Source organism: Nocardia sp. NPDC052566 (genome assembly GCF_044547285.1).
In the GTDB taxonomy this organism is placed as follows: Bacteria; Actinomycetota; Actinomycetes; order Mycobacteriales; family Mycobacteriaceae; genus Nocardia.
Genome location: NZ_JBIUAF010000002.1, coordinates 448,663 through 467,722, shown reverse-complemented (window position 1 = coordinate 467,722; position 19,060 = coordinate 448,663). Strand labels below are relative to the sequence as shown.

Annotated in this window: 16 protein-coding genes; 6 read left to right on the top strand and 10 right to left on the bottom strand. The window is 69.2% G+C overall.

Translation table 11 applies throughout. The features are described 5' to 3' along the window. Positions 1–14: 14 nt before the first annotated feature. Genes ACIG5A_RS09470 through ACIG5A_RS09460 form a run of 3 tightly spaced genes read left to right on the top strand, consistent with a single transcriptional unit; the run spans position 15 to position 3,038 of the window. Positions 15–1,343 (top strand): aminotransferase class III-fold pyridoxal phosphate-dependent enzyme, encoded by a 1,329-nt coding sequence (locus ACIG5A_RS09470; protein ID WP_397239686.1) that lies wholly within the window; start codon positions 15–17, stop codon positions 1,341–1,343. Positions 1,344–1,351: 8 nt separating this feature from the next. Then, positions 1,352–2,794, top strand: coding sequence for a class I adenylate-forming enzyme family protein (locus ACIG5A_RS09465; protein ID WP_397239684.1), 1,443 nt, complete (start codon positions 1,352–1,354; stop codon positions 2,792–2,794). A 10-nt stretch (positions 2,795–2,804) separates the two neighbouring features. Beyond that, entirely contained in the window at positions 2,805–3,038 is a 234-nt protein-coding gene (locus tag ACIG5A_RS09460) for an acyl carrier protein (protein ID WP_397239682.1), read from the top strand. Here the strand turns inward: ACIG5A_RS09460 and ACIG5A_RS09455 are convergent. From ACIG5A_RS09455 to ACIG5A_RS09425, 7 genes are read right to left on the bottom strand one after another with little or no spacing between them, the layout of a single operon-like run. Then, entirely contained in the window at positions 3,020–3,823 is an 804-nt protein-coding gene (locus tag ACIG5A_RS09455; RefSeq protein WP_397239680.1) for an SDR family NAD(P)-dependent oxidoreductase, read from the bottom strand. The genes ACIG5A_RS09460 and ACIG5A_RS09455 overlap by 19 nt on opposite strands. 32 nt (positions 3,824–3,855) lie before the next feature. Beyond that, positions 3,856–5,250, bottom strand: coding sequence for an aldehyde dehydrogenase family protein (locus ACIG5A_RS09450; protein ID WP_397239678.1), 1,395 nt, complete (start codon positions 5,248–5,250; stop codon positions 3,856–3,858). Beyond that, the gene (gene aepY / locus ACIG5A_RS09445) at positions 5,240–6,403 is read right to left on the bottom strand and encodes a phosphonopyruvate decarboxylase (RefSeq protein WP_397239676.1); all 1,164 of its coding nucleotides are present in this window, start codon (positions 6,401–6,403) and stop codon (positions 5,240–5,242) included. The genes ACIG5A_RS09450 and aepY overlap by 11 nt, the downstream gene beginning before the upstream one ends. Then, the gene (locus tag ACIG5A_RS09440) at positions 6,388–7,317 is read right to left on the bottom strand and encodes an isocitrate lyase/phosphoenolpyruvate mutase family protein (RefSeq protein ID WP_397239674.1); all 930 of its coding nucleotides are present in this window, start codon (positions 7,315–7,317) and stop codon (positions 6,388–6,390) included. Before ACIG5A_RS09440 ends, aepY begins: the two co-directional genes overlap by 16 nt. Positions 7,318–7,331: 14 nt before the next feature. Next, positions 7,332–8,345, bottom strand: a complete 1,014-nt coding sequence (locus ACIG5A_RS09435) for a C-terminal binding protein (RefSeq protein ID WP_397239672.1) — start codon at positions 8,343–8,345, stop codon at positions 7,332–7,334. Continuing rightward, a complete protein-coding gene (locus ACIG5A_RS09430) occupies positions 8,342–9,661 on the bottom strand; it encodes a histidine kinase (RefSeq protein ID WP_397239670.1) in 1,320 nt (439 codons plus the stop codon). The genes ACIG5A_RS09435 and ACIG5A_RS09430 overlap by 4 nt, the downstream gene beginning before the upstream one ends. Further along, a complete protein-coding gene (locus tag ACIG5A_RS09425; protein WP_397239667.1) occupies positions 9,651–10,868 on the bottom strand; it encodes an iron-containing alcohol dehydrogenase in 1,218 nt (405 codons plus the stop codon). Before ACIG5A_RS09425 ends, ACIG5A_RS09430 begins: the two co-directional genes overlap by 11 nt. Before the next feature lie 157 nt (positions 10,869–11,025). Here ACIG5A_RS09425 and ACIG5A_RS09420 point away from each other — a divergent pair, with 157 nt between their 5' ends. Genes ACIG5A_RS09420 through ACIG5A_RS09410 form a run of 3 tightly spaced genes read left to right on the top strand, consistent with a single transcriptional unit; the run spans position 11,026 to position 14,278 of the window. Then, a complete protein-coding gene (locus ACIG5A_RS09420) occupies positions 11,026–11,814 on the top strand; it encodes a class I SAM-dependent methyltransferase (protein ID WP_397239665.1) in 789 nt (262 codons plus the stop codon). Continuing rightward, the gene (locus ACIG5A_RS09415) at positions 11,811–13,202 is read left to right on the top strand and encodes a condensation domain-containing protein (protein ID WP_397239663.1); all 1,392 of its coding nucleotides are present in this window, start codon (positions 11,811–11,813) and stop codon (positions 13,200–13,202) included. The genes ACIG5A_RS09420 and ACIG5A_RS09415 overlap by 4 nt, the downstream gene beginning before the upstream one ends. Further along, positions 13,202–14,278: an SDR family oxidoreductase gene (locus ACIG5A_RS09410; RefSeq protein WP_397239661.1), complete on the top strand. Its 1,077-nt coding sequence runs from the start codon at positions 13,202–13,204 to the stop codon at positions 14,276–14,278. Before ACIG5A_RS09415 ends, ACIG5A_RS09410 begins: the two co-directional genes overlap by 1 nt. Before the next feature lie 81 nt (positions 14,279–14,359). On the opposite strand, the gene ACIG5A_RS09405 is transcribed toward ACIG5A_RS09410, so the two are convergent. The 3 genes from ACIG5A_RS09405 to ACIG5A_RS09395 form a co-directional block, all read right to left on the bottom strand. Then, on the bottom strand, positions 14,360–14,896 hold the full coding sequence (locus ACIG5A_RS09405; protein ID WP_397239659.1) for a hypothetical protein: 537 nt from the start codon (positions 14,894–14,896) through the stop codon (positions 14,360–14,362). Positions 14,897–15,179: 283 nt separating this feature from the next. Next, complete coding sequence (locus ACIG5A_RS09400; protein WP_397239657.1) at positions 15,180–17,948, bottom strand: DUF5682 family protein; 2,769 nt, start codon at positions 17,946–17,948, stop codon at positions 15,180–15,182. Further along, entirely contained in the window at positions 17,945–19,057 is a 1,113-nt protein-coding gene (locus tag ACIG5A_RS09395) for an AAA family ATPase (protein ID WP_397239655.1), read from the bottom strand. The genes ACIG5A_RS09400 and ACIG5A_RS09395 overlap by 4 nt, the downstream gene beginning before the upstream one ends. Positions 19,058–19,060 lie beyond the last annotated feature (3 nt).

Sequence of the window (19,060 nt, the reverse complement as noted above, 5' to 3'; positions counted from 1 at the left end):
AGAGGTTCATCGAAATGGAAGAGTCAGCGTCAGCTCGAGGACGGGTCATCCAGTCGTGGTCGCGGCAGGGGGTGGCGGCGCCGCCGCGCATCGTCGGCGGTGACGGCTGCCGGTTCTTCGACGCCGAAGGCCGGTCCTATCTGGATTTCGGCTCCCAGCTCGTCAATGCCAATCTGGGACACGGCCGTACGGAGGTGCAGGAGGCGATTCAGAAGCAGGTCGCCACCATGGCATCGATCGGCCGTCCGTGGAGCGTCGATATCGTCGACGAACTGGCGGATCGCCTGGCCGAGGTCACCCCCGGCGACCTCAACTCGTTCTTCTTCGCGTGCAGCGGCACCGAGGCGAACGAGGCCGCCATCCGGCTGGCGCGGGCCTACACCGGCCGCAGCAAGGTGATCGCCAGATACCGCTCGTACCACGGCAGTACGGCGGGTGCGCTGACGCTGACCGGTGAACCGCGCCGCTGGGTCGGTGAACCGGGTATGCCCGGCGTAGTACGCATGCTCGACCCCTACACATATCGCTGCCCCGCCGGACATCCGACACCGTGCCCGGTGTGCTCGGGCGCACCGCATCTGCGGGAACTGCTGCGGTACGAGGGCGCGGAGAACGTGGCCGCCGTGATCATCGAACCCATCACCGGCATCAACGGCGTGATCGTCCCGCCCGACGGTTATCTCCAGGCGATCCGCGACGTGTGCACCGAGCACGGGATCATGCTGATCCTCGACGAGGTCATGACCGGATTCGGGCGCACGGGCAGCTGGTTCGCCTGCGACCGGTGGGGCGTCGTCCCCGACATGATCACCTGCGCGAAGGGATTGACCGCCGGCTACCTGCCGCTGGCCGCGGTGGCCGTGAGCGACCGGCTCTCCCCCTGGCTCCAGGAGACGATGTTCCCGTACGGGCTGACCTACAGCGCCCACCCGGTGGCCTGCGCCGCGGCGGTCGCCGTGCTGGGTGTACTCCAGAAGGAGCGGCTCGTCGAACGCGCGCGGCGGCTCGGCCCGCTGCTCGAGGCGGGGCTGCGCGAGCTGGCCGAGCGGCATCCGTCGATCGGGGATATCCGTGGCAGCGGCTGCTTCTGGGGCCTCGAACTGGTCACCGATCGGGAAACCAAAGCGCCGCTCGTTCCGTATAACCCCGATACGGCGGCCGCCGAGCCGATGGCCAGGCTGACCGCCGAGGCGTTCCGCAAGGGCCTGTACCTGCTCACCCACTGGAACATCATTCTGGTGTGCCCGCCGCTGGTCATCGACGAGGCCGAGCTCAGGGAGGGACTGGCCCTGCTGGACGAAACACTGTCCATCGCCGACGAATACGTCGGCACCGACGGATGAGAACACCTATGACAGAACAGGTCTCGATCTGTGCGTTGATCGAGCAGACGGCGGCGGAGCGGCCGCGGGAACGCGCCGTCGAAGTCCGCGGCTTCACCGCCGCCACCAGTCACGAGATCACCTGGCGTGATCTCGTGACCAGGGTGCGCGAGCGGGCCGAAGCGTTCCGGCGCACCGGTCTGCACGCGGGCGATATCGCCGCGGTCGCGGTCGCGCCCGGCATCGGCCACGTGGTCGCGACATTGGCACTGTGGGCGGTCGGCGCGGCCGTCGTCCCGGTGGACCACCGATGGTCGGCGGCGGCGAAATCCGCTGTCACCGGGCGGTATTCGCGCGGCTGGGTGGTCGAGGGCAACGAGCTGGACCTGACGTCGTATCACCACCGCCACGCCCCGATTCCCGGCCTCGCCGAGCTGACGGCGGACGGCATGCCGCGCTCGGTGTCGCTGTCCGGCGGCACCACCGGCGTCGCCAAACTGCTGCTCCGCAACCGGCCGTGGGCGTATTCGGCGTCGGAACCGCTGAGCGGCAAGGACATCGAGCGTGGCATGGCCTACGGTCAGACCCAGATCGTCGGACTTCCGCTCTACCACGCGGGTTTCGGCGCCCTGTACCACGGGCTCGCGCTCGGCCATCGCATCGTCATCCCCGGTAATGCCTCGCCCAAGCTGTTCCTGGAGCTGCTCAGGTCCGAGGCGGTGCAGGTACTGCGGACCGTGCCCGCGCAGATGAGCACGCTGATCGAGGCGTCCGGCATGGATCGCCGCTGGTTCTCCTCGCTGCGATTGGTCGTGCACACCGCGGCGCGCTGCCCGGACGCGGTGAAACGCCGCTGGCTGGAACTGATCGAGCCGACCGCGGTGTACGAGGAGTACGGCAGCGTGGAGCGGATCGGCGTGCTCAGCATCCGCGGCGACGAGTGGCTCGAGCATCCCGGGTCCGTCGGGCGGCCACGGCACTGCTCGGTCCGGATCCTCGACGAGTCCCATCGGGAGGTCGCCGCCGGGAGGACCGGTGAGCTGTTCATGACCGACGCACATGCCGGGCAGCCGATGTACATCGGCGCGGGGCCGAAACTCGCCGAGGTGGACGGGCATTACAGCGTGGGCGATCTCGCGTGGATGGACAGCGCGGGCTACGTGACCGTGGCGGGCCGCAAGGACGACGCCATCAATGTGGGTGGCGTGAAGGTCTTTCCGCGCGATATCGAGCGGGTACTGGAACGCCACGACGCCGTCCGCGATGTCCGGGTGCGCACCATGCCCGATCTGCGGCTGGGCGAGGTGGTCCATGCCCAGGTCAGCCTGCACGACGCGGATGCGGAGCAGGTCCTGGCCGAGCTGCGGCGCAGCTGCCGTGACGAGCTCACCAGGGCCCAGACACCACGGGTGATCGAGATCGTCGACGATGTGCGCCGCACCGCGGCGGGCAAGCTGCGGCGCACGGACTAGGAGATGCGTTGTGGAGCAACGGGTGTGGGCCATTGTCGGGCGCGTGTGCGGTGCCGCCTACACCGAACCGGCCGCGAACTTCTACGAACTCGGCGGCGATTCGCTGCTCGCCGGTGAGCTGATGTCCGCGCTGCGCGCGGAGTTCGGCGTCGAGGTCGCGATGAACCTGCTCTTCGAGGCGCCCGATATGGGTTCCTTCGTCGACGACGCGGTGCCGCTGGTCGATCAGCACGGCGGGTCGTAACGCCCGTCGACGGCGGTCCAGCCGCCGTCGACGCACAGCATCGTCCCGGTGACGAAGCTGGCCGCGTCGGACGCCAGAAACGCCACCGCCCCGGCGATTTCGCTCGGCCGCGCCCACCGCCCGAGCGCGCTCTTGGACGCATAGGCCGCCCGCCACTCCGGCACCTCGAAGATGGAGTCGGTCAGCGGCGTGCGCACGACGCCGGGCGCGACCGCGTTCACCCGGACCCCGGCCGGGCCGAATTCCGCCGCGGCACCGCGGATCAGCTGCACCAGTGCCGCCTTCGATGCCGCGTACACGGCCTGCCCCGGTTCCACGGTGATCGCCCGGATGGACGACATGCCGACGATCGAACCGCCCCCTCTGGCGACCATCCCCTTGCCGAAGGCGCGGATGATGTGAAAGCCCGCGCGCAGGTTCAGGCCGAGCACGGCGTCGAATTCTTCTGTCGCGTAGTCGAAGACGCGCTTGCGGACGTTTCTCCCCGTGGTGAAGACCAGCACGTCCAGCTCCGGCAGCGCGGCGGCGGCCACCTCGATGGCATCGGGATCGAGCACGTCCAGCCGGATGGCCGCGGCGGTCGGACCGGTGAGCTCCGCGGTCTCCTCGGCCTTCGCGATGTCGATATCCGCGCACACCACCTCCGCGCCGAGCGCGCCGAGCGCGAGCGCCGACTCGCGGCCGATACCGCTGCCACCGCCGATCACGATGGCGCGCTTGCCGTCGAGCCGGAACAGCGCCCGATAGTCGAGCGCGGCGGAGTTGACGTCGGGTTCGGCAGTCATGGATTCGTCCTAACCTTCACTAGCGGAGCGGATTACAGCGGATAGGGCAGCGTGACCGTCTTGACGGTGCTCATCTCCCTGATCGAATAGGGAATGCCCTCGCGGCCGATACCGCTGGACTTCACGCCGCCGAACGGGATGTGCGGCGAATCGAAATGCGGTCCGGCATCGAGGTTTACGGCGCCGACCCGCAGCGCCTCGGCGATCCTGGAGAACTCGGCCACATTCCTGGTGACCACGCCTGCCTGCAATCCGTACCTGGTCCCGTTGGCGACCCTGATCGCCTCATCGGTATCGGCGACCCGGATTACCGGCGCGACCGGACCGAACGTCTCCTCGACCACCAGCTCCGCGTCGGCGGGCACATGATCGAGCACCGCGGGCGCGACGAGCGAACCGCGCCGCCGCTCCCCGCCGTACAGCAGTTTCGCGCCCGCGGAGACCGCGTCGGCGATGCGCCGCTCCACGGTGATCGCCGCCGCCACGCTGACGAGCGGCCCGACATCGGTCGCCGGATCGAGCGGATCCCCCGCCCGTTTGCCCGCGGCCGCCTCGACCAGCCCGGCGGCCAGCTCGTCGGCCACCGCACCGACGGCGATCACCCGCTTGATGCCCCGGCAGGATTGTCCCGCGGTGGCGAAGGCGCCCTGGCCCGCCAGGCGCACCGCGAGCCCGAGATCGGCGTCGGGCAGCACGATGAGCGGATCGTTGCCGCCCAGCTCCAGCAGCACCTTCTTACCCGCGGCGATACCGGCGACCTCGCGTCCCGTGCGCACCGAGCCGGTGAACGTGACCATGTCGATGTCAGGGTGACCGGCCAGCGCCGGACCGATGACCCCGGGCTCACCCGTGGTGACGACCAGGTGCTCGGGTGGCAACCCCGCCTCGATCAGCATCTCGGCGAAGGCAAGCGCCGTCAGTGGCGTCTGCTCCGAAGGTTTCACGACGACCGCACAGCCCGCGGCCACCGCGGGCGCCACCTTCACCACCACCTGGTTGAGCGGCCGGTTGAACGGCGTGATCGCCGCGACGATCCCGATCGGCTCGAATATGGTGAGCGCCAGCCGATCCTGTCCTGGCACCGGAATGCTCTCGCCGCGCAGCCGCTCGGCCTCGGTCGCGGCGACGACCAGATTGGTCGCGGCCCGTTCGGTCTCCTTGCGGGTCTCGGCGATGCACACGCCGGATTCCCGCGAGATCAATTCGGCCAGTTCCCCGGCGCGTTCGCGGATCAGGCGCGCGGCACCGAGCAGGATCGCCGCCCGCCGGTCCGGTCGCAGCGGTCGCCAGGCGGCGCGCACCGCGCGCACCGCCTCGTCCACCTCGGCGGCGGTATCGGAGGCGGCGAGGTCGATATTCTCCCCGGTCCACGGATTGCGCACGGCGAACTGATCGAAGGCGGGCTGTAATACGCCGTCACGAAACATGATTCGGTCCTGTCACGAAGGCCTTGAACCGCCGCGCCACCTCCGGCGGACGCACCGTCGGCCGCCCGAGCTCGGGGATCGAGCCGGGGCGGATCATCAGGTAGATGAACGTCGGCCCGTACCCGGCCTGTGCGAGCTGGAGCGCCTCGGCGAATTCGTCGAGATCGGCACAGTCGTGGACGCGGGCATATCCGCAGGCATGCGCGAGGGCCGGGAAGTCGACCTGCGCCGCCAGGCTCTGCTGTCCGCCCGTCGAATCGTGAACCCTGTTGTCCAGCAACACATGTACCAGGTTGGGCCCGGCGTGCGCGCCGACGGTGGCCAGCGTGCCGAGCCGCATGAGCGCGGCGCCGTCGCCGTCGATCACGACGACGGGACGGTGGGTGTGCCGCGCGACGCCGAGCCCGACGGCACTGGCCGACCCCATCGCGCCGACGAGGTAGAAGTGCTGCGGCCGGTCGGCGATCGTGTAGAGCTCGCGGCTGGTCTTCCCCGTGGTGGAGACCACGGCGGCCGCGTCGTCGAGGGAGCCGACCAGGCATTCCAGCGCCGCCATGCGGGTGGGCGCGTCCCGGTCCTTGCGTGCGTCGGTGACCGTCGACATGGGCGAGCCCGCGAACGGCGGCTCGTCGAGCCCTTCGGCGGCCAGCACGCCGTGCCGCAGCACGAACGCGAAAGGCCGTTGCTCGCGGTCCATTTCGGCCCAGCCGCGGTCGAGGCACGCGTCGAGCCCGGCGGCGTCGGCGGGTATCACCGCGTGGCCGACCCGCATGAGCGCGAGCAGTTCCGGGGTGATCGCGCCCATCAGCTCGTGCTGCGGCTCGTCCGGGAATCCCGGTTCCCCGCGCCTGCTGACGATCAGCGGCACCGGAATGCGACTCGGATCGGTCAGCGAGGTCAGCGGATTCACCATATTGCCGAGGCCGGAGTTCTGCCCGATCACGCACGCGGTCGCACCGGCCAGCCAGCAGCCGGCGGCGATCGCCACGGCCTCGCCCTCGTGGGTCACCGGGAGATAGCGCGCGGCCGAGCCCGACGCCACCCGGTTGATCAGCGGGGTCAGGTAGGAGCACGGCACACCGATGACGTCGACGACGCCGCGGGCAACGAGCCCGCCGACCAGTTCGCCCGCGCCGATCACGAATCCACCCACTTCTTCGCCAGCTCGACGTAGTGCGCCTCGTCGGCCTCCAGCGCCGGATAACCCATGAGCGCGAACAACTCCGCGAGCGAGGCGATGGTCGGCTCCACGGCGGCCGCGCCGTCGGCGCGCAGTGCGCGGCAGGCCTGCCGCATCGCCGCCACCGCCGCACGCATGGCGTGGTTGGCCCAGATCACCGCGCCGATACCGAGTTCGGCGAATCTTTCCCGCGGCACCGTGTGATAGGTGGTCGGCGCGATCACCAGCGGCAGCCGGTCACCCCATTCGACAGTGAACGCGGCGATCTCGTCGATGGTCTGCCTGCGCGAGTGGATGAAGATCGCGTCGGCGCCCGCCTGCCGGTATGCCTCGCCACGGCGCAGAGCCTCGGCCATTCCGGCGCCCGCGATCAGCGCCTCGACCCGCGCGACGATGACGAAGTCGGCGCCGACCGTGTCGCGGCAGGCCGCGACCTTGGCGCACATCTCGCCGATCGGCGCCAGCGGGTGCCGGTCGCCGAAGTAGGAGTTCATCTTGGGAAAGACCTTGTCCTCCACGCACATTCCCGCCGCGCCGATGCGCTCGGCCCGTGCGGCGAAGCGCCGTGCGGTATTGAAATTGCCGTAGCCGGTGTCGGCGTCGACGAGGACGGGAATATCACCGGCCTCGACCACCCTGGCGGCGAGGTCGAGCAGTTCGCCCCAGGACACCTCGTCGCTGTCGCGGCCGCCGAGCACGGTCGACATGCATAATCCGGACGCCCAAATCCCGGCGAATCCGGCCTCGGCCGCGATCCTGGCACTCAGGCCGTCGTGCGCGCCCATCAGGTAGGACGGCTCGGGCTCGGCCAGCAGCTCGCGCAGCCGCGCACCGGCGGGCTCGGCCGATGATCTCGTTCGGACGGGGAGGTTCTCTCGCACGCGCATTGCCTCTCTTCGGATCAGGTCACTCGCCCCTCGGCGGGCGGCGGGCCACCGGCCAGCACGCCGGCGACACCCTCGGCGATCCGGCGACGGCAGCTGCGTTCGGACTCCACCGAGAGGAACGCGCGATGCGACGAGACGACAACGTCCTCGCGCGGCACCAACTTTCGCGCCGTCGGATCGGCATTGGGATCCTCCGGCGTGAAAACGTCCGAGGCGAAACCGCCGAGCCGCCCCGCCTCGAGCGCTTCGAGCACGGCGGCCGGATCGACCAGCCGCCCCCTGGCCGTGTTGACCAGCAGCGCACCGGGTCTGGCCGCGGACAGTGCGGCGGCATCGACGAGCCGATCGGTCTCCGCGGTCAGCGCCGCGTGGATCACCACCGCGTCCGCGGTAGCGAACAGTTCGGTCAATTCCGTTGCGGCGGTGACGCCGTAGCCCGCCATGAGGTCCGCCGACACATAGGGGTCATAGGCGATGATCCGGCCGTAGAACGCCTGGAGTTTGCGCGCGGTCGCCCGGCCGATCCGGCCGAATCCGATGATTCCCGCGGTACACGCGCCGACCCGCCGCGGCACCCCGCCCGCGTGGATATTCCACTGGTCGGCCTTGACCAGGCGATCCTGGGTACAGACCTTGCGTTCCAGCGCGAGCAGCATGGCGAGGGTATGCGTGCTGACCTCGTCGACGCAGTAGTCGGGAATGTTGAACGAGGCGATGCCCGCCGCGGCGAGCAGCGGGGCGTTCAGGTTGTCGATGCCGACACCGCTGCGGGCGACGACCCGGCAGGTCGGCCCGATCGCCTCCAGCAGCTCAGGGGTGACCTGGCAGCGATAGATCACCACGGCGTCGGCGCCGCGCACGTACTCGTGAAACTCCCTGCCCTGCACCATATATCGGCCATCGAACAGCCCGAGCCGTAGCTCGATATCATTACCGAAGGCGGCGCGCTCGATATCGGCGAGCGCGAGATCCGGGTGCCCCCGGTCGTTCAATGCCCAGGCCGGATCGGTGTAGACGACGCGCCTCACGAGTCGTATCCCCAGCCGCGGCTGTCGCGGCGGCCGCGCCCCACCGTTGCCATCGCGGCGTAGGTGTTGGTCAGCTCGTACAGGTCGAGATAACCCAGATGCCGGCCCGACCCCAGCTTGATCAACGCGCCGTCGCCGGACCACCGGTGCGTCACGAACGGCGCCACCCAGGCCGACGCGTCGACCGCGAGCTCGGCCTGTTCCTCGCGGCCGTCGGCACCGGTCCAGCGCAGCGTCGGTGACCCGGCGGTCACCAGATAGTGCGATTCGGCGGGCTCGCACAGACTTTCACCGCCATCACCGGCCACACGCAGGAACAGCCCGGTGAGATCGGGCAGGTGCGGCGCGCTGGCCAGCGACGTGACCCGATACCCACGGAAGTCCCGAATCTCGCGACGACAGCCTTCGACGTCCTTGAAGGTCTTGCCGACGGCGTCGTGCCTGGCGGCGGGGGGCAGCAGCAGCCGGTAGTCGAAGCCGAGCGTCGTGCCGAGCGCACGCAATCGCTCGACGGCGCCGAGCTCGATGGCCGCGACGAGATCGTCCGCGCGCACGCCGAGGGTCACCGCGGCCGAGCCGATGGTGTGCCCGCGACGGGCGAGCAGCTGGGCGGCGACCTGCCGCGGGCTCGGGCTCGCGTCGAGCCAATCCAGCAGCGCCCGCGCGGCGGGATCCGACCAGTCGTTGACCTCCTCCAGCAGCCCGGCCAGCGCGGATTGGCCTGTGTAGGAGACGATTCGGGCCGGATCGGCACCGGCGAGCGAGTAGCTGTGCGGGCAGTAGGACGGCTCGACATAGGAGTCGCCGACGATCCAGTCGTCCGCACCGGCGTTGGTCGCGATCACCTGCCAGGTGGCCTCGCCGAGTTCTTCACCCCATCGCCCGTGGATATCGCCGGGGCCGAGATTGATGGTGATCGCGGGCTCCAGATGACCGTTGTTCAACGCGGGCACGCGATCCGCGGGACAGAGGATGTCGAGGATGACCGGAGCGACCGCGCCCGGCGGCGCCGCCATGGTGTAGTAGTTGTAGAAGTGGATGCCATCGCGCTGGATGGCGCGCCGCGTCTCGCGCAGCTGCTCGGCGGTGCGGATGAGCACGGTCAGATCGCCGCGGCCGCTCGCGCCGAGATTTTCCGGCGTGACCTGCAAGGCACTGGCCACCGCACCCGCGATCTCCTCCGGCCACTCATCGACACTGGGCGACAACAACTTTCCGAGCTGCTCCGGATCGGAGCCGATGGCTTCGGCCAGCTGTCCCGGCGTCATCTTCCTGATGTTCAGCCAGTGCACGACCTTGTAATTGTCAACGCGCATAATCTCTCTCCGTGATCCCGGTCAGCAGGCGGGTCAGGATGTCGACGGTCATTCGGCGCGGGTTGTTGCCCGCGCGGTCGTAGGTGAGCGCTTCGGCGGCGATCCGCGGCGCGTCGTGGCGGATATCCGGAATCGGCGGCAGCGCGGGCGATCTCGCGAGCGCCTCGATCCTGCCTGCCAGCGCCTCGACGCTGTCCGCGCCCGCCGCACGCACCGCCCGCGCGATGGCGTCGCGCACCCGGGGCGCACCGCGCGCGTCGGCGCAGTCGTCACCGACACCGGCGTTGTAGCGCAGCACCGACGCCAGCGTGAGACCGCACGCGTGGCCGTGCGTCAGGCCGTGGCGCAGGGTCAGCGAGTACGACATCGCGTGGCACACGGTGGTTCCCGCGATGGCGATGGCGCGCCCGGCGAGATGCCCGGCGAGCAGCGCCGCATGGCGCTGCGCCGATCCGAGGCCGACCTGGCGCCGATCGAGCAACTCGGCCGATTCGGCGAGCGCGGTCGCGCCGAGCCATTCGGACCGCTCGTCCGCGCGGACCGACCACGCGCCCTCCAAACCCTGTGCGAGAGTGTCCAGCAGGCAGCTGACGAAGTGGGCCTCGGGCAGTCCGATGAGCAGATCGGGATCGAGCACCGCCGTCACCGGCCGCAGGCCGGGCCCGCGCAGGGAAAGCTTGCGACCGTGCTCCCGATGCCAGATCGTGGCGAACGGTGTCGCTTCGGCGCCGGTGCCCGGCGTCGTCGGCAGCGCGATGATCGGTGGCGCGGCGGAGGTTTCGGCCTCGTCCTCGCACGCGCGCACCACCGTCTCCGGTGTGGGATCGGCGCGGAGGGACAGTGCCGCGGCGGCTTTGCCCGTGTCCATCACGCTGCCGCCGCCGACCGCGACGACCACATCGGCGCGATGGGCCCGCACCTCGTGTGCGAGCCGGGCCACGGACTCGGGCGTCGGCAGTCCCGGCTGCCGCACCACGTGCAGCGGGAACGATCCCAGTGCCGCAAGCAGCGGTTCGGACCAGCTACGGAGCTCGAAGCCGTTGCCTACCACCATGATCACGCGTGGGCGCAGTGCACGACTGGATGGCCCGGCCGTGCCCGCCGCGGCGGCCACCAGCTCGGTGACGACCTCGGCGGCCCGCACGCCGGCAATCGTGCGAGGCGAGTCGAGAAGCAAGGTACCGACCCGGCCATCGGCAGTGCCCATCGACCACCTGCCTCCATCGAATGACGAGGTCCGGTGAACGGACCGTTGCCGCCAGGTTGACTACACGGTACCTCAGGCTCGGCTACTATCAGAGCTCGTTGTCCCACCATTCGTGCACGAACTTCCCAGTGGTGCACGAACTTCCGGAGGCCGGTTCATGAATGTGTCCGGAGATGGCTTCCGCGATCAGGTCGCCAGGAACCGGTCGAGGTTCGCGACCATCGCCCGGTCCTATGCCGAGGGGCAGGGCAGGCGCCTCGATGTCGAACTGCTCGCCGAGATGATCCGCCCGCTCACGGTCGAGCACGTCCTCGATGTCGCCACCGGCACCGCGGCCGCGGCGGCGGTGGCCGCGAAGGTGAGCGGGTGCACGCGGATCGTCGGCGTCGACTCGTCGGCGGCGATGCTCGAACAGGCGCGCGCCAACGACGGCGTCGGTTCGGTGCGGCTGATCGTCGCCCTGATCGAGGAACTGCCGTTCGCGGACGGCGCGTTCGACCTCGTGCTGTGCACGCGCGCATTGCATCACGTCAAGCGGCCCGATCTCGCCGTCGCCGAAATGGCGCGGGTGGTGCGGCCGGGCGGGCACATCATCGTCGCGGACAACGTCACCGGATTCTCCGGCGACACGCACGAGCGAGTCGAGGAGATCCAGCGCGTCCGCGATCCGGGGCACGCGTCCACGCTGTCGGAGCACCAGATCATCGATCTGCTGTGCGACAACGCGCTCGACGTGGTCGAATGCCACCGGACCACCAGCTATCGGCCGCTGGACCAGTGGCTCGAGGACGGCGGCGCGGGCGCGGTGGAGGCGGCCGAGGTGCGGCGGCGGCTGGCCGCGCTCGGCCGAATCGACAACGGTAGCTTCGGCACCGGCTTCGTCGCGCGAGCGGGCGAGGTCGTCGGGCTGCGGCAGGCGATGTCGTGGATCAGGGCGCAGCGGTGACCGAGATCAGACTGCCGTTGACCCCGGGACAGCATCTGCTGGACTTCCTGGAATCGATCCGGCCCGGCGGTGCGGCGGCGGCATTCAACATCTCCTTCCGGCTCACCGTCGATGGACCGCTCGACCGGAATCGGCTGTTCGACGCCATCGCCGCGAGCATCGAGCGACACGACGCGCTGCGCACCGCGCTGGTCCGCGGGCGCGGTATGGCCGAGCAGGTCATCGGTTCCGGCGTGGCGCCCGAGACGATCGTGGAGCGCGCGCCACCGGGGAGCTGGGCCACCGAACAGCTGGCTATCGAACGGATGCTGGTCACGCACAACAACGCACCCTTCGATCTCACGCGGCCACCGCTGGTGCGCGTGCTGCTGCTCGAGGACGAATCGGACGAGCGGCGACTGCTTCAGGTAACCGTCCATCACAGCGTCGCCGACGCGTGGTCGCTGGAGGTGCTGAAAAACGATATCGGGCAGCACTATCGCGCGGCCGCCGGGTCGGCGCCGACACCGACGCCGCCCGAAGTACGTTACGAACAGATCGTCCTCGACGAGCTGGCCGCGCTGGAATCGCCCCGCGCGGACGCGGCACGCGCCTTCTGGCCGGAATACCTGGGTGAGGTCGAAATACTGCGGATGCCGGGCAAATACGCGGCGCAGTGGCAGGACCGGGCCATCACCTCCCGTGGCGATCGCAGCGTGACGGCAACGGAAAGCGCCGCGGTGCGCGCGCTGGCGGGCAAGCTCCGCGCGACGCCGTTCATGCTGATCGCCGCGGCCTACGGCCTGCTCGTCGGCCACCTCTGCGGTCGCGAGGCCTACCTCATGCCCACCTTCGGCCACGGCCGCCGGGATCCGCGGCTGCACCAGGCGGTGGCCATGCTGTTCAACCCCTTCCTGATCACGTTCCGCTGGTCGCCGCGCATGTCGTTCGCGGAGCTCGTCGCCGCGTTCAAGCAGAGCTGCCTGATGGCCTATCCGCACCAGTGGTACCCCTTCATCGAGGTGCTCGAGATCTGCCCGGAACTTTCGGTTTCGCTGATCGAACCAGAGAGCGCGCTTTTCCCGGTGCAGATGTTGAATATTCCCAAGGCCCCGAGCGGTTCGGCGCTATTCGGTCCCGGCTGCGTCACCGCGGACTATGCACTGCACCGGACGTCGGTGGGCAATGTGCTCCCGATCGACGGCATGCTCACCGTCAAGGGCACCCAGGAGGGCATGGCCATGACTTTCAATGCCGCACAGCGGCTTTGGAACGACGAGCTGGCTTCCGCCATATGCGCGGCGGTCGTCGACATCTGCCTGGCGGCCGCCCGGAATCCCGGCGTCGAGTTGCGGCGGCTCACCGAAACCATCGATGGCCGCTTCGACAGCACCCTTTGGAGCGTGTGATGGGTTATTCGACAGTGGCCGTCGTAGACGGCGCGAACGGATACGTTGCCAGCAATACGATTTGGGAGATGCTCGCGCGCGGCATCCGGGTGAAGGCGCTCGCCCGCGGCGCGCCGGCCAGGGTAGCGGACGCGATCGCGGCGGCGACCGTCAACGACGGGCAGGCACCACCCGACACCGCGAACCTCGAGACATACGACTGCGAACTGACCGAGGACCGGCTGGGGATCGACGACGGCGTGGCCGCCGAAATCTTCGCGGAGCCTTGCGATTTCTGGCATTTCGCCGCGGCGGTCGACCTGTCCCCCAACCGGCCCGCCCTCCTCGAGGAGGTGAACGTCCGAGGGACCGAGCGCGCATTGCGGCTGTTCGCTGAGCACAGCCGCCCCGGCTCCCGCTTCTTCCTCATCAGCACCGCCTACGTCGGCGGCATCTCGGATACGCCCACCGCGGAGGACTGGCAGCCCGTCACCGACGCCTCGCGGTTCCGGACCGTCTACGAGGCGACCAAGTGCGCGGGTGAGCTGATCTTCCGCGATTTCGTGCGCGACCACGGCGTCGACGGCGCCGTGTTCCGGCTCGGACAGGTGGTCGGCTCGTCCAGAACCGCCCACACCACAACGAATTTCGGCATCTACAACTTCATGTCGGCGATGCGGCGCGTCGCGAACCACTTTCCCGGCGGCGCCGCGGCCGTACAGGTGGCCGAGGGCGCGACGCTCAACCTGGTACCGATCGATACGTGCGTGGCGTGGCTGCTCGCGCTCGCCGAGGTCGACGACCTCCCCCGGATCGTCAACCTGACCGATCGGGCCGGAGTGTCCGCGGCGGAGACGATCCGGCTCGTCGGCAACGGACTCGGCATGACTCTGTCCCCCGTGCGCACCGAGGATTGGGACGAGCGCGGGCTGACCACCCTCGACCGGGCGGTGGCCCAACGCCTCACCTACACCGGCAAATACCTGATGGAGAAGATCGAATTCGACCGGCGCAACCTGGAATCGGCGCTGCGGGTCCCGGACGCGGTCTGCGACCTCGGCCTGGTGGAGCGCCTGGTCACCTGGTACCTGAAGTAGTCCCCTCACCGGGCTCAGGTTCCGGAATGCGTTGATCGACAAGGGAATGATCGAGTTCGCAGACCAGTCACCCGAATTCCTTTATCGCCGCGCCTCGGTACTGCCTTTTACCCACGCCGGACCGGTGAGGAACCAGATGACGGTGATGAGCGCGAGCGGCTGCACCACGCCGCGCAGCGCCTCGGCCTGCTGCGCGTCGGCCACCGTCACCGAAAGCCCGAAACACACCGCGAGCGCGATCGCGGCCGCGCCAAGCCATTTGACGAACGACTTCGTCTCGGCCCGCACGGCCTCCGGCCCGTGTTTGGGACGTTTCTCCGGCCGCGGCGCGCCGGCGAACCGATAGGCGAACCAGCCGTCGAGCCAGGCGACGGTCGACTTGCCGAAGACCACCGTCCAGCCCAGATAGATCCCGGCGAGCCGATGGACCCCGGTGACCTCCGCCCCCTGGTACACATCGATGGCCACCGCGATCACCAGCGCCACGTCGATCAGCGGAACCATCGCGAGCACCACAGAACTCGCCTGCCGCAGCCGCGCGACATACCGCAGCAGCAGACCCGAACCGGCGACGAGCCAGAAGGCCGCCTCGCAGATCAGAATGATCGTCACCATCATCGCGAGCACCGCACCTGTCGACGAGCCGGGGAATCCGATGAGATCTGCACAGCACCAGTTCCTTTCGTTCAGACCGTGATACCGACCATGGTCTGCCGCCCACCCGCGCCCCGTCGTCCTACTTTGTGACTACATCGGGTACGAGATCAGCGGGGCCGCTCCGGCGGGATGGCTGAACCGTAACGACCGCGGCCGCATTTCCCGCTGGTGGAAAAGGCGATGTGGCCACGGTGGCCTTCGCCCGGCGAGTTCGTACGGGCGAGGGCGGGGCACCGTGGCTTCGTTATCGGCCCGGCACGACCGCCTGCCCGAGCTGGGCGGCCAGGGCCGCTGCGGTGATCGGGTACCGGTCGAGCAGGGCGGCCACCTCGCGATCGCCGGGCACCTGCCCTTCCTGCCAGGCGCCCTCGACGCCGAGCAGGGTGGCGAGCGCATCGCAGGCGGCGGGGTGGGTGGCCAGCAGGTCGGTAGCCGGGCCCCGGGGGACCGAGCTCAGCGGTGGTGCGGGGGTGGCGATTTCGGCCGACCAGGGTGGGACGAAGGCGTCCACGGCGGGGAGGGTGCCGGGGAACGTGCGGCCCGCCTCGCGGACCAGACCGGGGATCAGATCGCCCGCCTGGTCGCGCAGGGTGGTGATGAGTTTCGGTAGCCACGGCAGCAGGACCGCGTCCGGCAGAGTGCCGAAGGCTTTCGAGAGTAGCTCCACCACAAATGGTTTCAGTGCCGGAGCCGGGTCGATGGCTTGTACGAAGCCGCTGACGTACTGCGGGACCGTCGGCAGGATCAGCGGGTTGGCGAGCATGTCGTCGCAGCGCTGCCTGAGCTCGCCCATGGTCAGGGCGCCGAGCTGGAACCGAGCGGCCCACAGCAGCGCCACCTTCGCGGGCGCCTCCGGATGTGATTGCAGCACAGCCAATTCCAGCTGGGTGTGATCACAGCCGAGCGAGAGCGCGAGGTTCTCCATGCCGAACAGGAAGCCGAGCATGGCCGCGACCTGCGCCGGGCCGGTCTCCTCGTCGGTGAAGGCGGTGGGTAGCAGGGTGCAGTAGTGCGCGTACCCGGCCGTCACGAATCGCCCGCACCACGACGGCAGTCCGGCCTCGGTGGAGCGGAAATAGTTGAGCAGCACCCTGATTCGCCGCAGGACGGCGGGCGCGTCGTCCACCGTGCGCTCGGCGGCGAGCAGTTCGACCGCGCGCCGGCCGAGTTCGTCGGCGAGCCGGACCGAGCCCAGATACACCAGCGCGTCCTCGACCGCGCTCAGCGCGACGGCGGCGGTGGCGTCCGGTGCGTGCACCGCCCGGCGCAGGCGCTGTTCGAGCACCTGCTCCACCGAAACACCCTCGTAGCCGAGCTCGACCAGCGACCGCTGATACTTGCCGAGCCCGAGATCCCAGCTCTCCTGAATGGAGGATTCGCCGAGCCCGCGCGACCCCATGATGGGTCGAATCGCATCCTGCGGCAACAACTTACGCAGCAGCCACAGCAGCTCGGAGCACGGCCGCAGCTCCGGATTCGCCGTCAAATCCAGCAGCGCGCGCTGCAGTGTCCGTTTGGTCAGATCCAGGCCGAGTGGCTGCAACCGATCGAGCACGTCGCGGGCCAGCGGCGGTAGCGCCTCGTAGCCGACCTGCCCGATCCGGTCACCGCCGAGCAGGATCTCGCACAGCCGCCGCACATCGCGCCGGCCCGGCACCTTGTCCTTCTCGATGCAGGTGACCGCGGCGTCCTGGAAGTCGTACGGTGTCGGCCGCGCCCGATTGCGCAGGCCGGCGAGCAGGATCGAATGTTCGAAGACGGCGATGGCGTCGGCGGTGCTGGCCAGATAGCCGTTGCGCCGGGCGAGCCGGACGATGTCGACCGACCATTCCAGGAGTTCGGCCTCATCGAGCGGGTCGAGCACCGGCGGCCGGGACAGGAAGCCGGAGAGCCGGTCAGTGACCTCCTGTTCCGGGCGGACCGCGGCGAGCGCCTTCTTGGCGCGGGTCTTCGCGCCTTTCTGCCCGGCCAGCTGGAACGGCTGAATCTTGCTCCGCCGCAAGCCTTTCGCCCAGGTGGCCGCGGCGATGGATACCGCGCCGCCAGCCAGCCCGAACTGCGCCTCGATGGCCGAATGACTGGACGGGATCAGCCCGTACTGCCACGTCGTCGCCGAACGCGGCGTGATCTCGAACGGCACGGCACCGGCCAGCCCGAACTGCTCGACCCGGCTCGCGGCATGCGCCGCGCCGCACACATACAGCGCGCGTGCCGGATCGGCGCCGGTGGCGGCCAGGTGCTCGCGCATGCGCGTCCACATGTACCGCTCGCGGTCCTCGTCCTCCGTGGTGCTACCGCGCCGCAACCTGCGGAACAGGCTGCCGATCATCACCATGACCTGGCGGTAGGTGTCGTAATCGGCATCGGCCAGCGGCTGTTCGACGTACTGGTCCCACCACTCCGACCAGTGCCTGACCTTGCCGTGATGCAGCAGATATTCTTCCAGCTCGGCGAAACGTGGCCGCAGATCCCCGATTTCGATGCCGACCGCGTCACCGTGCAGACCGTCGCCGGTCGGGCCCGCCGCATCGGATTCGGTGTTTTCCTTCGGCGCCCACTGGAATACGTGATCGGTCGAGCGATCGACCAGCACCAGCTCCACCCCTGGCGTCTCCAGTGCGTAGGCGATGGCCTGATACTCCGCCGAGGATTCGGTGATCGGCGCGACGATCGATAGCGGCGCCCATTCGGCCGGGAAACCGGCGATATCGGTGGCGAAGGCCTGCAGCGCCACCGGCAGCCTGCAGTTGCGGAGCTCGTCGAGCAGCGGACGCAGGTCCTCGCACAGCTCCAGATAGATGACGGCGGGCTGCTTTTCGCGCAGCCTGCGCACCATGGCCAGCCCGGAGGCGGGCGAATGATGGCACACCGGAAAGATTTCCAGCCGCTCCGACAGCGCCCGGTCGACATCGTCGACCATGCCCGCCAGAATGTCGCCCGCCGCGCCGGGCGCGCCCGCGAAAGTCGCGGCCGCGTCCAGCAGTTGATCCCGCAGCGCGGTGAAGGTGGTCACGAGAGCCTCGCGATCGCCGCCCGGCCGCCCTCCAGGAACTCATTCCAGGCGCCGCCCTGATCTTTGCTGCGCGGCTCGACCACACCGTGCAGGTACTTGTTCAGGATGGCGAGATCCTCCGGCGTGCGCCGGGCCAGCGACCCGACCAGCGAGCCCGCCAGTGTCTCCGCCTTGAGTTCGCGCTCGCCGAAGAACTGGCTGTGCAGGATGGCGTCCTCGAGCACCCCGATCTGCTCGGCCGTCGACAGCGCCGATTCCAGCTTGTCGTCGTCGCTGGTGGCCGCCGACGCGGCGGCGCGCAGATCGGCGAAGCTGTCGAGCAGGATGTCGAGCAGCGTCGGCGGCAGCTCCAGTTCGATCTGGTGGCGGCGCAGGAGTTCCGTGGTGCGGAAGCGCACGATCTCGGCCTCGCTGCGCTTGTTCGCCACGATCGGGATGCGCACGAAGTTGAAGCGGCGCTTGAGCGCCGAGGACAGATCGTTCACGCCGCGATCGCGGCTGTTGGCGGTGGCGATGATGGAGAAGCCCGGCTGGGCGAACACCACGTTGTCGTCGTCGAGTTCGGGGATGGACACGTACTTCTCGGACAGGATCGAGATCAGCGCGTCCTGCACATCGCTGGTGGAGCGGGTGAGCTCCTCGAAACGCCCGATCACGCCCTGCTCCATGGCGGTCATGATCGGCGAGGGGATCATCGACTCCCGCGACTGTCCCTTGGCGATGACCATGGAGATATTCCACGAGTACTTGATGTGATCCTCGGTGGTGCCCGCGGTGCCCTGCACAACCAGCGTGGAATTGCGGCTGATGGCCGCCGAGAGCAGCTCGGCCAGCCAGCTCTTGCCGGTGCCCGGATCGCCGATGAGCAGCAGGCCGCGATCCGAGGCCAGGGTGACGATGCTGCGCTCGACGAAACTCCGGTCGCCGAACCACTTCTGCTCGACCTCGCGGTCGAGGCCGTCGGCGCGTTCGGAGCCGAGAATGAACAGGCGGATCATCTTCGGGCTCAGCCGCCACGAGTACGGCTTGGGACCGTCGTCGATGGACTCCAGCCAATCCAGTTCCTCGGCGTACTTGATCTCGGCGGGGGCGCGCAAGACGTCGTTCATGGT

What these genes read in the sequence shown, in the direction of transcription:
- ACIG5A_RS09440 (WP_397239674.1), bottom strand. Translation starts at nt 7,317, where the DNA reads ATGCGCGTGCGAGAGAACCTCCCCGTCCGAACGAGATCATCGGCCGAG.
- ACIG5A_RS09470 (WP_397239686.1), top strand. Translation starts at nt 15, where the DNA reads ATGGAAGAGTCAGCGTCAGCTCGAGGACGGGTCATCCAGTCGTGGTCG.
- ACIG5A_RS09455 (WP_397239680.1), bottom strand. Translation starts at nt 3,823, where the DNA reads ATGACTGCCGAACCCGACGTCAACTCCGCCGCGCTCGACTATCGGGCG.
- ACIG5A_RS09420 (WP_397239665.1), top strand. Translation starts at nt 11,026, where the DNA reads ATGAATGTGTCCGGAGATGGCTTCCGCGATCAGGTCGCCAGGAACCGG.
- ACIG5A_RS09430 (WP_397239670.1), bottom strand. Translation starts at nt 9,661, where the DNA reads ATGCGCGTTGACAATTACAAGGTCGTGCACTGGCTGAACATCAGGAAG.
- ACIG5A_RS09450 (WP_397239678.1), bottom strand. Translation starts at nt 5,250, where the DNA reads ATGTTTCGTGACGGCGTATTACAGCCCGCCTTCGATCAGTTCGCCGTG.
- ACIG5A_RS09395 (WP_397239655.1), bottom strand. Translation starts at nt 19,057, where the DNA reads ATGAACGACGTCTTGCGCGCCCCCGCCGAGATCAAGTACGCCGAGGAA.
- ACIG5A_RS09465 (WP_397239684.1), top strand. Translation starts at nt 1,352, where the DNA reads ATGACAGAACAGGTCTCGATCTGTGCGTTGATCGAGCAGACGGCGGCG.
- ACIG5A_RS09405 (WP_397239659.1), bottom strand. Translation starts at nt 14,896, where the DNA reads ATGATGGTGACGATCATTCTGATCTGCGAGGCGGCCTTCTGGCTCGTC.
- ACIG5A_RS09425 (WP_397239667.1), bottom strand. Translation starts at nt 10,868, where the DNA reads ATGGGCACTGCCGATGGCCGGGTCGGTACCTTGCTTCTCGACTCGCCT.
- ACIG5A_RS09410 (WP_397239661.1), top strand. Translation starts at nt 13,202, where the DNA reads ATGGGTTATTCGACAGTGGCCGTCGTAGACGGCGCGAACGGATACGTT.